Origin of the sequence: Colwellia asteriadis, assembly GCF_039523295.1 — a bacterium.
In the GTDB taxonomy this organism is placed as follows: domain Bacteria; phylum Pseudomonadota; class Gammaproteobacteria; order Enterobacterales; family Alteromonadaceae; genus Colwellia; species Colwellia asteriadis.
Map to the genome: position 1 here is coordinate 207,408 of NZ_BAAAFA010000005.1, position 14,309 is coordinate 221,716.

Sequence of the window (14,309 nt, forward strand, 5' to 3'; positions counted from 1 at the left end):
AAGAAGCGCCGAAAATATCGACGCTTTAAATTTTGACAACGTTAGTTTAACGTTTTCAGCGGGTTAACTATAACGCAAAGCATAAGTGTGTACACCCATGCATTGCGCTTGTCCGCCAAAGTAGTAATAACTACTTGTCGTCTTTAACTTCTTCAAACTCAGCGTCAACAACATCATCAGCTGGAGCGGCATCGCTTTCTTGAGCTGCACCTTCAGGAGCACCTTGTGCTTGTTGTTTTGCTTGAGCAATTTCCATTAATTTAGCTGACGCTTCCATTAATGCTTGAGATTTTGCATCAATAGCTTCTTTATCGTCACCTTTGATTGCTGTTTCAAGCTCTGTTAGTGCAGCTTCAATTTTTTCTTTATCTTCACTTGGTAACTCATCTCCAGCTTCTTCAACTTGCTTACGAGTAGCATGAACCATACCGTCAGCTTGGTTACGAGCTTGTACTAACTCTTCAAACTTAGCATCTTCATCAGCATTCGCTTCAGCATCACGTACCATTTGTTCTACTTCATCATCTGATAAACCAGAAGACGCTTTAATGGTAATTTTTTGCTCTTTACCCGTATTTTTATCTTTCGCAGTAACGTGAAGAATACCATCAGCATCAATATCGAATGTTACTTCAATTTGTGGTGTACCACGTGGTGCTGGATCAATACCTTCAAGGTTAAACTGACCAAGAGATTTGTTAGCTGATGCTTGCTTACGCTCACCTTGTACTACGTGTACAGTAACTGCTGATTGGTTATCATCTGCCGTTGAGAACGTTTGAGACTGTTTAGTTGGGATAGTTGTGTTTTTATCGATAACTTTAGTCATCACACCACCCATAGTTTCAATACCTAATGATAATGGCGTTACATCTAAAAGAAGTACGTCTGTAACATCACCAGAAAGTACACCTGCTTGAATCGCGGCACCTGCGGCTACGGCTTCATCAGGGTTAACATCTTTACGTGGCTCTTTACCAAAAAACTCAGTAACCGCTTTTTGTACCATAGGCATACGTGACTGACCACCAACTAAAATAACGTCGTTTACGTCACTTACTGATAAGTCTGCATCTTTAAGCGCTTGCTTAAGTGGCTCTAACGTTGCTTTAACCATATCTTCTACTAAAGACTCTAACTTAGCGCGAGTTACTTTAATGTTCATATGCTTAGGACCAGAAGCATCTGCAGTGATGTAAGGTAAGTTAACATCAGTTTGTTGTGCAGAAGAAAGTTCACATTTTGCTTTTTCTGCCGCTTCTTTCAAACGTTGCATCGCTAATGGATCAGTTGTTAAATCCATGCCTTGGTCTTTTTTGAATTCAGCTACTAAATAGTTGATTAAACGGTTATCGAAATCTTCACCACCTAAGTGAGTGTCACCGTTAGTCGCTAATACTTCAAAGGTATGCTCGCCTTCAACTTCATCAATCTCAATGATTGAAATATCGAAAGTACCACCACCTAAATCGTATACGGCAACAACTTTATCGCCTTCTTTTTTGTCCATACCGTAAGCAAGTGCTGCGGCTGTAGGCTCGTTGATAATACGTTTAACATCAAGACCAGCAATACGACCAGCATCTTTAGTTGCTTGACGTTGTGAATCGTTAAAGTAAGCAGGAACAGTAATTACCGCTTCTGATACCGTTTCACCTAAGTAGTCTTCAGCTGTTTTTTTCATTTTCGCTAAAACTTCAGCAGATACTTGTGGTGGCGCTACGTTTTTGTCACGTGCAGTAACCCATGCATCACCGTTGTCTGCTTTAACAATACCAAATGGCATAATTTTAATATCACGTTGTACTTCTTCGTCATCAAAACGACGACCAATTAAACGTTTAATTGCGAATAATGTATTTTTTGGGTTAGTTACAGATTGACGCTTAGCAGGTTGACCTACTAATGTTTCGCCATCTTCAGTGTAAGCAATAATTGAAGGAGTGGTACGGTCACCTTCTGCATTTTCAATAACACGAACTTTGTCGCCGTCTAATACAGCAACACAAGAGTTAGTTGTACCTAAGTCAATACCAATGATTTTACCCATGAGGGAAGCTCCTATCTATTACGTTTACTCTCAAAAGAGAATAATATTAATTAATCAATTGTTGAAATAGTTAATGGGGGTGGGAAAATGCTTTTCAATAGAAAATTTATAAAAATTTCATTTTATTTTAAAAATAATTTTTACGACTTACCTTGCCTCTATTATTTGTTAACCTTGCACTGGTAAGCATTATCATTTACACCCGCCATAAACAAAAAAACCAGACTGAACGTCTGGTTTTTAATACCTAATAAGGCGGTAGTAATAACTTATGCTGACTCATCAACACTCGGTGCAGCTTTAGATACCATTACCATTGCTGGGCGAATTAATCGACCATTTAGCTCGTAACCTTTTTGCATCACGGCAATAACTGTGTTTGGCGCAACACCAGGTACTTCTTGCATAGACATTGCTTGATGAAATTCAGGATTGAATGGTTGGTCTTGTGGATCAACCGCTTTAACACCAAACTTCTCTAAAGATGATGTTAAACCTTGTAGCGTTAGCTCAACACCTTCAATCACGGCTGCTTTACTATCGTCTTCTTTATCAATATTTTGTAAAGCACGTTCAAGGTTATCAACCGTAACTAACATTTCACCGGCAAATTTCTCTAATGCAAACTTGCGCGCTTTTTCTACATCTTGAGCTGCGCGGCGACGTACGTTATCGACTTCAGCTTTAGCACGAATCACAGAGTCTTTTTGATCAGAAACGGTAGATTGCGCTGCCACTAATGCTAATTCTAATTCATTAATTTTTTCTTGCTCTGCACTAAGTACTTCATGTGCATGCTCGTGTTGCTCTTCAACTTGCTCTTCTGCCTGCTGTACTATTTCATCAGCTAATTGCTCAGGGCTAAGCGTTTGTTCGTTTTTATTTGTCGTTGACTCAGTTGTCATGAAAACCTCAATTTTAAGCGTCATTTTTAACTATTGCTGTCATTATGGGGACTATGAAAAATCTTTCAAGCATCAATTATCAACAAATTATAAAAATGTGAACTTTACAATGAGATAAAATCCAGCGAAACTGCCACTATTATGGATATAAAAAGCAGACCTAACAATGGCTCAACTTTATAAAACAATTGGCCTTATTGGTAAACCAAAACATGATGGTGCCAGCGCGACTATAGTCAAGCTATACCACTATTTAACCGAAAAAAATTATCACGTTATTATTGAGCAATCAGTTGCCCAACACCTTGACCTTCACGAGGCAAAAACAGGCACCTTAACCGATATTGGCGAGCAAGCAAATCTTGCCATTGTTGTTGGTGGTGATGGTTATATGCTAGGTGCCGCACGCGTACTTTCTTGTTTTGACATTGGTGTTATTGGTGTTAACCGCGGTAATTTAGGGTTTTTAACCGATCTTTCCCCTAGCGATATTATTGCACCATTAGAAGAAATACTGGCAGGAAAATCACGCTCTGAGCAACGCTTTATTATAGAAGCAGAAGTATATCGTCACGGTAAGTTAAAAAGCTCAAATAGCGCGGTTAATGAAGCAGTACTTCATGCGGGTAAAGTAGCAAGCATGATTGAATTTGAAGTGCATATTGATGGCTCATTTATGTTTAGTCAGCGCTCTGACGGGCTAATTGTATCAACCCCTACTGGTTCAACCGCTTACTCTATGTCAGCTGGCGGCCCTATTTTAACGCCTAACTTAAATGCACTTTCACTAGTGCCAATGTTTCCGCATACCTTAACAAGTCGCCCTATTGTGGTTGATGGTAACAGTGAAATTAAGTTATTACTCTCAAACGATAACCATGACAATTTACAAGTAAGTTGCGATGGTCATGTTATTTTAGCGGTAATGCCTGGCGATGAAGTTATTATCAAAAAGAGTGAATGTAGTATTCGGCTTATTCACCCATTAAGTCATGATTACTTCAATGTATTGCGTAGTAAATTAAGCTGGGGTAATAAACTTTACTAAACCTCAACAATAACGCTTACTTTTATTAAATAGAAATAAATTCAATGTGTTAATAAAGCACGTTCAAAATATCATCAAATAATTGCAAATATTACTTGAACAAAAAACAGTTACTGTATAAATTAACAGTAACTGTTTTTTTACTTTTGGGCTAAAGCCTGAGGCAAGCTATGTTACTGCAACTTAATATACAAAATTTTGCGATTGTCCGCTCTCTTGAGATTGACTGGCAAGCAGGCATGACAACAATTACTGGGGAAACTGGCGCGGGTAAGTCTATTGCCATTGATGCATTAGGCTTATGTTTAGGTGATAGAGCCACGACTAATGTAGTTAGACCCCATTGTAAAAAAGCCGAATTAACCGCTAACTTCGACACTAAAGACAATACTATTGCACAGCAATGGTTACAAACTCACGATCTTGATTTAGAGGGAGAAAGCCACTGCATATTAAGACGCGTTATTTCAGCAGAAGGTCGCTCTAAAGCCTATATTAATGGCAGCCAAGTACCATTAGCGCAACTTAAAGAAGTTGGTCAATTATTAATTAATATACACGGTCAGCATGATCACCAACTTATTGTCAAAGCCAGCCATCAATGTCAATTACTTGATGGTTATGCCAAACACCAAGTATTACTTGATGATGTAAAACATTATGCTCAGCAATATAAAAAGTTAACGAAAGAGCTAGAATTGTTGCAACAAAACAAGCAACAACGAGAGGCTAAACAGCAGCTATTACAATACCAAGTAACTGAGCTTGATGAATTTAACCTACAAGAAAATGAATTTACTACCCTTGAGGCCGACTATAAAAGACATAGCAATGCACAAGACTTACTTGATACTACGCTAAGCACTTTACAAAGCCTGTCTGAAAATGAAAACTTTAATATTATTGATACCTTAAGACATTGTAATGACAATATAAGCGCACTCGCTCGTGTTGATAACCAACTCGAGAGTGTTGCCGCTTTACTCAATGAATCATTAATACAACTAGATGAAGCTAATGATGAGTTAAAACATTATTATCAACAAGTTGAGCTAGACCCTGAAAGTTACAATATGATTGAAGAGCGTTACTCTAGCGCTTTACAACTAGCTAAAAAACACCAATTATCACCTGATGCGCTTGTAGGTTTTCATCAAGAATTAAAACAAGAGCTCACTAATATTTCAAACGATGAGTCGCGTATAGACACCGTTATTGAAGAATTAGAAAAGGTTAAAGGCTTTTACTTTGATGCTGCATCTGCGCTTTCCCATTCAAGACAACAAGCCGCAACGAGCTTAAGTGAACTCATTAGTCATAGTATGCAAGAATTAAATATGCCCCACGGACAATTTAATATTGCAGTTAGCAACCAAAAAACGACTAAAGGCGCGAACAAAGAATTAATCAGTATTAACGGAGTTGATGAAATTAACTTTCAAGTTAGTATTAACCCTGGCCAAGCACTTGAAGCTATGCATAAAGTTGCTTCTGGCGGAGAGCTCTCGCGTATTAGCTTAGCTATGCAAGTTATTTTGGCTGACAAAGTAGTAACTCCTACCCTTATTTTTGATGAGGTTGATGTTGGTATTAGTGGTCCAACCGCAGCAATGGTTGGCAAAAAATTACAACAACTAGCAAAAAACACTCAGGTTATTTGTGTAACCCACTTACCTCAAGTTGCTTGTAAGGGCCACCAACAATTATTTGTAAGTAAATTAACTGATGGTGAACATACAGAAACAAGTGTAACGGAACTTAGTAAGCAAAGCCGTGTCCAAGAAATTGCTCGCTTGCTTGCTGGTGATAAAATATCTCAACACAGCTTAGCAAATGCCAAAGAACTATTAGCGGGCTAACAAACGTAAGCAGCACATTAAAGAGCAAATAAAGTTATTACGAGTTAATAACTTAGCGCTCACTTTAAGTAAAAAAAATGTGTTGCTTTACGACTTTTTTCTCAGTTTTTTCGTATTCGTAAGAAAATAGCTTTGAATCTAACGCTGTGCTTGGTTATCATGCCTGCTCACACTTACTAGGATAATTAAATTTCATGTTGTTCCGTATTACCGTTCTTATTGCTGCATTATCTCTTTCTGCGTGTTCTAGCTGGGTTTTTCGCTATGATATCCCGCAAGGAAACTACCTTGAACAAAAGACTATTGAAAAACTACAAGTAGGTATGACTAAAGAACAAGTTAAATTTATTTTAGGCAGCCCTGTTGTAGTCGACGCTTTTAATAACGACACATGGCATTATGTTTATAAGCTAAAGTCAGGTCGTGATAGAGACTTTGATATTCAGAAGAAATTTATTCTCAACTTTGTTGACGACAAACTAACGGCCGCTAGTGGTGACTTTGAGTTGTCGGAAAACTTTTACGTTCCTTTTAATGCCCCAGTAAATGATGCAGCAACCGTAACTGAACAGTAATAAACTTATAACTATTCATTACATAAAAAAACGGCTTTAGTAGCCGTTTTTTTATTATTGATTTAGAGAGAAAACCAAGCGTTAGTCTTTATTTTCTGCTCGTAACGGATTGACTCGCCCACCGGTGGTTTTATCAGCCCGTCCTTCTAACACTGCTTTTTCAGCTCTGCGCTTTCTCACTTCTTTAGGATCAGCAATAAGTGGGCGATAAATTTCAATACGATCTAAGTCTTGCACCTCATCTGACAATTTAACTGCCCTATTCCAAATACCAACTTTATTAACTGATAAGTCAATGTCCTTAAAAAGTGCTAACATACCTGACGCTAGAATCGCTTCTTCAACGGTCGTACCAACAGCAACATTAATCGCCATCAATTTTTGCTTATGTGCTAAACCATAAACTAATTCAACTTGTATTTCTGATGTATTATTGTCTGATGTATTGTTTAATGTGTTGTCTTCTGATATTTGACTTTCTGATTGATTAACCTCAGATCCTTGTGCCACCTCAGTGGTTTCTTCATTAGCTGTCATAATAGCTATTGCGCCCCGTAAATTTGTTTTGCTCGCTGAATAAAAACCTGCACTAAGCTGTTACTAAAGTGACTAAATACTTTACCAAAAGCTAACGACACTAATTTATTCGAGAACTCATATTCTAACTCTAAGCTTATTTTACACGCTTCATCTGAAAGTGGTGTTAAAAGCCAGTAACCTTCCAATTTTTTAAAAGGACCATCAACTAACGACAGCTTTATTTTTTCATTAGATATTAGTGTGTTTTTTGTTGTAAACCACTTACTCAACCCACCTTTAGACACCAAAAGTGCCGCAGTAACTGTGTTACTATCTTGTGCAATAACCTTACTATCATCACAGTCAGGAAGAAACGAAGGGTAAGCATGAATATCATTAATTAGTTCATACATCTGATCAACATTGTGCATCACTAACGCACTACGACTTATGGTTGGCATTACATCTCCGAATTTAGCCCCTCGCAACCCACGCATAATACCAAAAGTCAGCGATAAGCGCATTAATCTCATCATTTTTATGATAAATGATAATTTGTCATGTAAAAACTGTTGTTTATGCGTATAATCACCGCCGTTTGCTAGTCATTTTGGCAAAAATATAGAAACTCTAATGGCAAAAATATAATGGCAAAAAAGAAATCGAAATCATCAAACAGTAATACTATCGCTTTAAATAAAAAAGCGAGACATAACTACACCTTATCAGATAAATTTGAAGGCGGTATGAGTCTGCAGGGCTGGGAAATTAAAAGTATTCGCTCTGGCAAGGTTAACATCTCAGACTGTTATGTTCACATTCAAGGTCGTGAAGCATTTTTAGTGGGTGCGGAAATTAGCCCACTTATTTCATCTTCAACACACGTTGTTTGTGATCCAGTAAGACCCCGTAAATTATTACTTAACCGCCGCGAGCTTGATAAACTTATTGGCGCAGTAGAGCGTAATGGTTACTCACTTATTGCCACTGCAATGTATTGGAAAAAGTGCTGGGTTAAGCTTGAGTTTTATCTTGGTAAAGGTAAAAAAGACCACGATAAACGTGCTGACATTAAAGACCGTGAATGGAAAGTTGAACAAGGTCGAATGATGAAAAACAAACAAGATTAAATAAACTTATTATTTAGCTTGGCGTTTATAACCTAATAGCAGTATAATCAACGTATTGATAACTGATGATTACTTAGTAGATGTGTACTCACAACCACTAGAGTAAAAAATATCAATATTGTAAAACTTTGGGGCTGATTCAGGATTCGACAAGATTCACGAAACCCAAGGTGCATGCCCAGGGGCGGTTGGCCTGGTAAAAAGCCGCAAAACTATAATTGCAAACGACGAAACGTTCGCACTAGCCGCTTAGGCTAGCCATCACCTTGAAATCTCACCTATTGGTTAGAGGATTGATGGTCACCCCAAATAGGTTAGCGAGGGAAGCTTGCTTGAGGCTGAACCGCGAAATAGTATCGAGCTCACCATGACGAAGCCTGTCGATTGGCGTCTAATTGGTTAAATAAATAATCGACTAAGCATGTAGTACCGAGGATGTAGGTTTTTTGGACGCGGGTTCAAATCCCGCCAGCTCCACCAAACTATAAATTAAAGACGCTTTTTAGCGTCTTTTTTTTCGCCTAAAATAAAGCAATTAAAAGTTTTAAGACCTGTAGCGTTAATAATAATTTTCAGTATTCATATTTTAAGTAACTTTGAAAACAATTACCCTCTGAAAAGTAACAACTTATACCTTTTTGTTTTATATAGAACTTACTAATAATCCTCAGTAATACCCTCCCCTAATTATTTCATAATATTTTAAACTTTCTAAATTATTGAAAATATGGAATATTAAGCCTTTACAAATTGAATCTATGGGACGGGCATTACAGAGAAGTCACCATAATATGCTGTTAAATGTTAGCCGACTGTGTTCAAGCGCTAAGAGATTAAACATGTATCGGGAGCTACTCCGTATGCGAAAACAGAAGGATTACGCCAATTATGACTGAAAGTCTTTCTAGGATCCTGCTTGAGAATGGGGTAATACCTGCTTCCATCCCTAAAGTAACTCCGTTATTTCGGCAAGCTTACATTTGCTCAGGTACTGTAGTGTTATCTCCAGGACAGCATTGGAATGAGCTGATGGCGATTCGCCAGGGAATTTTCAGGCTGTACTACTTGGATTCCAGTGGTAAAGAATCCAATAAAGGTTTTTTTAGCGAAAACCAAATTCTTGCCCCAATAGCTCGTTCTGCTATCCAAGAGCCTTCATTATTTTTCGTTGAAGCGCTGACTAATGTTGAAGTCTATAGCTGTAATTATGAACAGCTAGCTACGATTCTGAACAAATCTCCTAGTGGGAGAAACTTTTACAACCGCCTGGCTGAGAACCTTCTTGAAGATAAAATTCGACGCGAGATCATGTTTCTTCAGTTAGATGCAAAAGGCCGTTATGAGCGGTTCTTCACAGATTTTCCTGACCTACACGAGCGAGTTCCACTCCACCATTTAGCCTCTTACCTCGGGATGACGGATGTAACTTTATCGCGTATTCGAAGAAAAACTGACTTATCAAATGTTAAGGAGCTAATTTAGCTCACTACCTATAATACTCCTCCATTTACAAAAGTGAGGAGTTATACTTATGAGAAATAAATTTTTTAGTAAAATATTAGTTGTTACATTAGTTATTCTATCATCGAATTTATATGCAGCAGCTGTTGAAAAATCAAAGTCGGCATTAGTAATGATTGAGTATCAAAATGAGTGGGTTGCTGATGATGGAACTCTGCGTCACCTCCTTGTTAAAGATGAAACCTCTTTTAAGTCCGCCATCGAACACTCGAAAACTCTTTTGGCTACTGCCAGAAAAGAAGGAATAACCGTAATTCATGTAACGCTAAAACCAGATACTCAGTATAGAGTTTTTGGTGATGCGGAATTTGGTATTAGAGCGGCTATACCTAATGCTAAAACATGGAAGGGTGATATGCAGTCTATTCATCGCGACTTTATGCCTACGGCAAATGAACACGTTATTACTGAAAGAACGGGCGTTTCAGGATTTGCTGGTAGTAACTTAGACAGTTTCTTACGTAATAATGGTATAGATACCATCTTTCTGGCAGGGTTTGCAACTCATGTATGCGTAGAGTCAACACTAAGGGATGCCCATGACAAAGGCTATCGTACTTTTGTAGTCACAGATGCTACAGGTGCTTTTACTCAATCACAGCAAAGCTACTTTGAAAATGAAATACTTCATCATTTTGGTCATGGCGTGAAAAGCACTCAATTTATAAAAACCTTTGATAGTAGCTTAGGAAAGGCTGTAGAGTAAACCATGCTAGCCAGCAAAAATTAGGTTAGGTTAACAAATATCTAATCAGAAAATAAGTAAGGATAAAAAAACAGTTGGCTATACTTCGTGCTCCACGAAGTATAGCCAACTGTTTTTGTCCGCTTAACCCGGCGTTATAGGTCTACAGTGCTAGCCAATATAACTCTTAGCTGAATACTGAAAGTAACCCCTTATTTCAACGTGCCCTGCCAAAAGCCAACATCAAGCCATTGATCAAACTTAAAGCCAACGTCTTTAAAGTGCCCTACTTTTTCCATCGCAAACTTTTCATGTAAACGTTCACTGGCAATATTAGGAAGCGTAATGCAGCCAATAACTGTGCGAATATCACTTTCTCGTAATTGAGCAAATAAAGCTGAATATAGCTTACTGCCAGTACCTTTCTGAGCGCAACTCTGATCTACATAAACAGTGATCTCAACGGTAAACCGATAAGCTAATCGTGCTTTCCAAGTATTGGCATAGGCATAGCCTATAACGTCGCCTTGTGCATTGTGGGCAACAAACCATGGAAACCCTGCGTTTTGTACCTGTTCAATACGTTGAGCCATATCTGCCGATGTAATGACATTGGTTTCAAAGGTTGCAACAGAGTTAAGAATATAGTGGTTATAAATATTGGTGATTGCTTGGGTATCGTGTTCACATACGGTTCGGATCATTACTCTTCTCTAATCAATTATCCTGACACAGGGGGAAAATAACAAATAGTGAACATATAATGATTTAACTCGATAAACCAGAATAAAGTTTATTTTCATTTAGGTAATAAAAAGCCAAACACGAGGTTTGGCTTATTGAGGTGTTTGAGCTTTTTACAACGAACTTGTTAACTGTCGGCAATTTTCACACGTACTCTATTTTTAGCAACACGTAAGTGGTGTATTGCTGTTAATGCAACATTTGCCTCTTTATCATTAGGCATTTCAACAAAAGCAAAACCTTTAGATAATCCTGTTTCTTTATCAAGCACTAAAGTACATTCAGTAACACGTCCATGCGCTGAAAAAAGGATACGAATTTCTTGCTCTGTTGTTGAGCGAGATAAGTTACGAACTAAAAGTTTCATAGTTAACCAGTAAGTTGTCAATAATTGCGTCAATTATCGCAACTAAAGTCTATTTAACCAAGCTATTCCGCGTTATTTATTAAAAGCAGGTAGCTAAAGCTTAGCTACCTGCTAACGATAGTTTAACTTAAGCGAGGCTTATATTTTCATTACAACACGGCCAGTAATGTCTCCGTTGATCATATCGTCAAAAATCTCATTAATATCTTCGAGTTTTTTCTCGATGGTTATTGCTTTAATTTTTCCACGAGCAGCAAAGTCTAAACATTCAATAAGATCTTTTCGGGTACCTACAATAGAGCCAACAACGCTAACGCCATTTAATACGGTATCAAAAATAGGCAATGGCATTTCTTCAGGTGGTAACCCTACCAATACACATTTTCCGCCACGACGAACAACTTTATAGCTTTGTTCAAAGCCACTCTTACTTACCGCGGTACAAATACTTGCATGTACGCCACCTGTAGCCGACAGTACCTCAGTAACAACATCTGTTGTTTTAAAATCTAAACAAACCTCAGCACCTAATTTTTTCGCTAAGTTAAGTTTATCTTCACCGGTATCAACCGCAACGACGTTAAGCCCCATTGCCACAGCATATTGAACAGCTAAGTGCCCTAAGCCACCTATTCCAAAAATAGCAACCCAATCACCCGGTTTTGCGCTAGAGACTTTAAGCGCTTTATAGGTGGTAACTCCAGCACAGAAAAGCGGCGCTGCATCGACGTAGCTAATATTGTCAGGAATTTTCACCGCATATTCACCATCGGCTCTACAGTATTCAGCATAACTACCATCAACCGAGTAGCCTGCATTTTGCTGCGATAAACATAAGTTTTCATCACCGGTTAAACAGTAATCACAGTGCCCACAGCTACTATAAAGCCATGGAATACCAACACGGTCACCTATGTTCAAATGTTTGATTTGCTCCCCTACTTCAACAATTTCACCAACGCCTTCATGTCCAGGCACTAACGGCATTTTAGGTTTAACGGGCCAATCACCATGACAAGCATGTAAATCAGTATGACAAACACCACAAGCATGAATTTTCACCAAAATATCTTTAACGCCAATAATGGGCTTTTCAATATCTTGAATGGTTAACTTACCTTTAAACTGGTTATTTACCGCTGCCTTCATCATTAACTTCCTTATATTAGTCATTGTATTAAACGCAAATTAGAGAATTTAACTACTTTTATGAGTTTAAGAACTTTTAGTCTTCATTGCTATGAGGTAGATCAACAAAGGTAGAGTTACCACTAATGTTTAATATAAAACGACTTATCATCAAGATGTTAGCCAATATACTTTTCTATATGAATATGTAACAATTACTCGAACTAGGGATTACAGTAGCCGTACTATCACGTACTGCTGTTAATTATTGTCAATTATATGGACTTTTAAAACATGAATAAAATAGTAACAATATCTTTGTCTGCACTGGTACTAGGTGGGCTTATTGCTCCTAAGTTTGTCGGTGGTCAATTAAATGATTCACTTCATGAAATTGTAAAAACGGTAAACGATGTACCCGGTTATACCATGAGTATTAAAGATATTGAGTCAAACTGGTTCTCTACCAGTGCGGTATTAGTTGTAGGAATAACCCCAGGAACCTTTACCCAGGGCTCTTATGTTGAGATGGAAGAACTTACGCTTGAAACAGAATACAGTGCGACTCACGGCCCATTTCGTTTTGGTGAGCATAGTGGTTTAGGTTGGGTTGGCTGGTCTGCAAAGGTTGACGGTGAAGCATTAAGAGAAGCGCTTGAGTGGCCATTAGAGCAAGCCTTTTATCAAATCGAGTCGAGTATGGGTTTATTCGGCGGTCATACATACGCTGATACTATAACTGCTTTTAGTGCCAAAAAATCTGATGAAGATATATCAGTAACATTTAGTGGTTATCAAGGTGAAGGTAGCTATGACGGGCAAGGCTTAGAGTACTCTGCGATTATGCGTGACTTTACCTTAGCCTCTGGTGAGGTTGATGTTACCTTGAATGATTTAACCTTAGATATGTTACTTGAAACATCAATTGAAGAAGTTTTAGCTAATGGTATTTATGACTCAAGCACTAAAATGAATTTTGCTAACATTGATGTCAATATTAAAGATGAAGCAAAAAAAGTCACTTTATCTGATCTTTACATGACTGTAGCTACGGTACTAGAGCCAAAAGAACAATTAATGGACATGAAGTTAGCTTACGGCGTTAATAACTTGGCTGTTGATGATTTTGCTGCACAAGATATTGCATTAGAGTTTGAAATGAACAACCTTAGCGGAGAGTTTATTCAAGCTTACCAGGCCGAAAGTAAGGCTATTGCTAGCGCTAATGGCGTAGCAGACCCAACAAAACTGATTGAGTTTTTAAACAACAATTTATTGCTACTGGTTAAAGCCAACCCTGAAGTAAATATTACGAGTTTGCGTGGCACCTTACCACAAGGTAAGTTTAGCAGTCACTTTAATACCAGCTTAGTTAATATTACCAGCTTACCTGCACAATTAGCTGATCCTAGTTTTTGGTTAACCCATGCGTTAGTTGACGCTAATATTAATGGTGATAAAGCAGCAATTGAGTGGATAGCAACAAACATGATGCAAATGCAACTTGCTAAAGATCCTGGCACTGCAGGTATGACAGAAGCTGAAATTACAGATCTTGCTAATCAACAAGTACCGGCAATGCTGTCAATGTTTGCTCAACAGGGTTTTTTAACCGCTACTGAAACAAACTACAACTCAACGTTAACGTTAAAAGACAAAGCACTAATCCTTAACGATAAGCCTATTCCATTACCTTTTTAAGGTACTAACGTTAAATTAGGCTAGCGTGTTTAACCTAAAATATAAAAGCCGAGTTAAGTGCTACTTAACTCGGCTTT

At 38.0% G+C, this 14,309-nt stretch carries 14 protein-coding genes and 1 other RNA gene; 8 read left to right on the plus strand and 7 right to left on the minus strand.

The features are described 5' to 3' along the window. Nucleotides 1-130 precede the first annotated feature (130 nt). Entirely contained in the window at nucleotides 131-2,050 is a 1,920-nt protein-coding gene (gene dnaK / locus ABD005_RS08890; RefSeq protein ID WP_215978984.1) for a molecular chaperone DnaK, read from the minus strand. A 269-nt stretch (nucleotides 2,051-2,319) separates the two neighbouring features. Beyond that, nucleotides 2,320-2,955 (minus strand): nucleotide exchange factor GrpE, encoded by a 636-nt coding sequence (gene grpE, locus ABD005_RS08895; protein ID WP_215978983.1) that lies wholly within the window; start codon nucleotides 2,953-2,955, stop codon nucleotides 2,320-2,322. Nucleotides 2,956-3,121: 166 nt separating this feature from the next. Between grpE and nadK the strand changes: the two genes are divergently transcribed. From nadK to ABD005_RS08910, 3 genes are all read left to right on the plus strand, one after another. Continuing rightward, on the plus strand, nucleotides 3,122-4,003 hold the full coding sequence (nadK, locus tag ABD005_RS08900) for an NAD(+) kinase (RefSeq protein WP_343817039.1): 882 nt from the start codon (nucleotides 3,122-3,124) through the stop codon (nucleotides 4,001-4,003). A 170-nt stretch (nucleotides 4,004-4,173) separates the two neighbouring features. Then, nucleotides 4,174-5,862: a DNA repair protein RecN gene (gene recN, locus ABD005_RS08905; protein WP_343817041.1), complete on the plus strand. Its 1,689-nt coding sequence runs from the start codon at nucleotides 4,174-4,176 to the stop codon at nucleotides 5,860-5,862. A 194-nt stretch (nucleotides 5,863-6,056) separates the two neighbouring features. After that, the gene (locus ABD005_RS08910) at nucleotides 6,057-6,437 is read left to right on the plus strand and encodes an outer membrane protein assembly factor BamE (RefSeq protein WP_343817043.1); all 381 of its coding nucleotides are present in this window, start codon (nucleotides 6,057-6,059) and stop codon (nucleotides 6,435-6,437) included. An 81-nt stretch (nucleotides 6,438-6,518) separates the two neighbouring features. Here ABD005_RS08910 and ABD005_RS08915 read toward each other — a convergent pair whose 3' ends face one another. Both ABD005_RS08915 and ABD005_RS08920 read right to left on the minus strand, forming a co-directional pair. Continuing rightward, entirely contained in the window at nucleotides 6,519-6,908 is a 390-nt protein-coding gene (locus ABD005_RS08915; RefSeq protein WP_425544893.1) for an RnfH family protein, read from the minus strand. Nucleotides 6,909-6,979: 71 nt separating this feature from the next. Continuing rightward, entirely contained in the window at nucleotides 6,980-7,417 is a 438-nt protein-coding gene (locus ABD005_RS08920; RefSeq protein ID WP_215978978.1) for a type II toxin-antitoxin system RatA family toxin, read from the minus strand. A 186-nt stretch (nucleotides 7,418-7,603) separates the two neighbouring features. Between ABD005_RS08920 and smpB the strand changes: the two genes are divergently transcribed. From smpB to ABD005_RS08940, 4 genes are all read left to right on the plus strand, one after another. Then, on the plus strand, nucleotides 7,604-8,086 hold the full coding sequence (gene smpB / locus ABD005_RS08925) for an SsrA-binding protein SmpB (RefSeq protein ID WP_215978977.1): 483 nt from the start codon (nucleotides 7,604-7,606) through the stop codon (nucleotides 8,084-8,086). A 130-nt stretch (nucleotides 8,087-8,216) separates the two neighbouring features. Further along, nucleotides 8,217-8,566, plus strand: a transfer-messenger RNA (tmRNA) gene (gene ssrA, locus ABD005_RS08930). A 408-nt stretch (nucleotides 8,567-8,974) separates the two neighbouring features. Then, entirely contained in the window at nucleotides 8,975-9,568 is a 594-nt protein-coding gene (locus tag ABD005_RS08935; protein ID WP_215978976.1) for a Crp/Fnr family transcriptional regulator, read from the plus strand. Nucleotides 9,569-9,617: 49 nt separating this feature from the next. Then, a complete protein-coding gene (locus ABD005_RS08940) occupies nucleotides 9,618-10,313 on the plus strand; it encodes a cysteine hydrolase family protein (protein WP_343817048.1) in 696 nt (231 codons plus the stop codon). A gap of 191 nt (nucleotides 10,314-10,504) precedes the next feature. Here the strand turns inward: ABD005_RS08940 and ABD005_RS08945 are convergent, their stop codons facing one another. From ABD005_RS08945 to adhP, 3 genes are all read right to left on the minus strand, one after another. Further along, nucleotides 10,505-10,996, minus strand: a complete 492-nt coding sequence (locus ABD005_RS08945; protein WP_343817050.1) for a GNAT family N-acetyltransferase — start codon at nucleotides 10,994-10,996, stop codon at nucleotides 10,505-10,507. A 167-nt stretch (nucleotides 10,997-11,163) separates the two neighbouring features. Further along, nucleotides 11,164-11,403 (minus strand): RNA recognition motif domain-containing protein, encoded by a 240-nt coding sequence (locus ABD005_RS08950; RefSeq protein ID WP_215978973.1) that lies wholly within the window; start codon nucleotides 11,401-11,403, stop codon nucleotides 11,164-11,166. 138 nt (nucleotides 11,404-11,541) lie between these two features. Then, entirely contained in the window at nucleotides 11,542-12,552 is a 1,011-nt protein-coding gene (gene adhP, locus ABD005_RS08955; RefSeq protein WP_343817188.1) for an alcohol dehydrogenase AdhP, read from the minus strand. A gap of 273 nt (nucleotides 12,553-12,825) precedes the next feature. Between adhP and ABD005_RS08960 the strand changes: the two genes are divergently transcribed. Continuing rightward, nucleotides 12,826-14,232: a YdgA family protein gene (locus ABD005_RS08960; protein WP_343817052.1), complete on the plus strand. Its 1,407-nt coding sequence runs from the start codon at nucleotides 12,826-12,828 to the stop codon at nucleotides 14,230-14,232. The last annotated feature ends 77 nt before the right edge of the window (nucleotides 14,233-14,309 follow it).

Coding starts and splice junctions, on each gene's coding strand:
- dnaK (WP_215978984.1), bottom strand. CDS start 2,050: ATGGGTAAAATCATTGGTATTGACTTAGGTACAACTAACTCTTGTGTT.
- grpE (WP_215978983.1), bottom strand. CDS start 2,955: ATGACAACTGAGTCAACGACAAATAAAAACGAACAAACGCTTAGCCCT.
- nadK (WP_343817039.1), top strand. CDS start 3,122: ATGGCTCAACTTTATAAAACAATTGGCCTTATTGGTAAACCAAAACAT.
- recN (WP_343817041.1), top strand. CDS start 4,174: ATGTTACTGCAACTTAATATACAAAATTTTGCGATTGTCCGCTCTCTT.
- ABD005_RS08910 (WP_343817043.1), top strand. CDS start 6,057: ATGTTGTTCCGTATTACCGTTCTTATTGCTGCATTATCTCTTTCTGCG.
- ABD005_RS08920 (WP_215978978.1), bottom strand. CDS start 7,417: ATGCCAACCATAAGTCGTAGTGCGTTAGTGATGCACAATGTTGATCAG.
- smpB (WP_215978977.1), top strand. CDS start 7,604: ATGGCAAAAAAGAAATCGAAATCATCAAACAGTAATACTATCGCTTTA.
- ABD005_RS08935 (WP_215978976.1), top strand. CDS start 8,975: ATGACTGAAAGTCTTTCTAGGATCCTGCTTGAGAATGGGGTAATACCT.
- ABD005_RS08940 (WP_343817048.1), top strand. CDS start 9,618: ATGAGAAATAAATTTTTTAGTAAAATATTAGTTGTTACATTAGTTATT.
- ABD005_RS08945 (WP_343817050.1), bottom strand. CDS start 10,996: ATGATCCGAACCGTATGTGAACACGATACCCAAGCAATCACCAATATT.
- ABD005_RS08950 (WP_215978973.1), bottom strand. CDS start 11,403: ATGAAACTTTTAGTTCGTAACTTATCTCGCTCAACAACAGAGCAAGAA.
- adhP (WP_343817188.1), bottom strand. CDS start 12,552: ATGAAGGCAGCGGTAAATAACCAGTTTAAAGGTAAGTTAACCATTCAA.
- ABD005_RS08960 (WP_343817052.1), top strand. CDS start 12,826: ATGAATAAAATAGTAACAATATCTTTGTCTGCACTGGTACTAGGTGGG.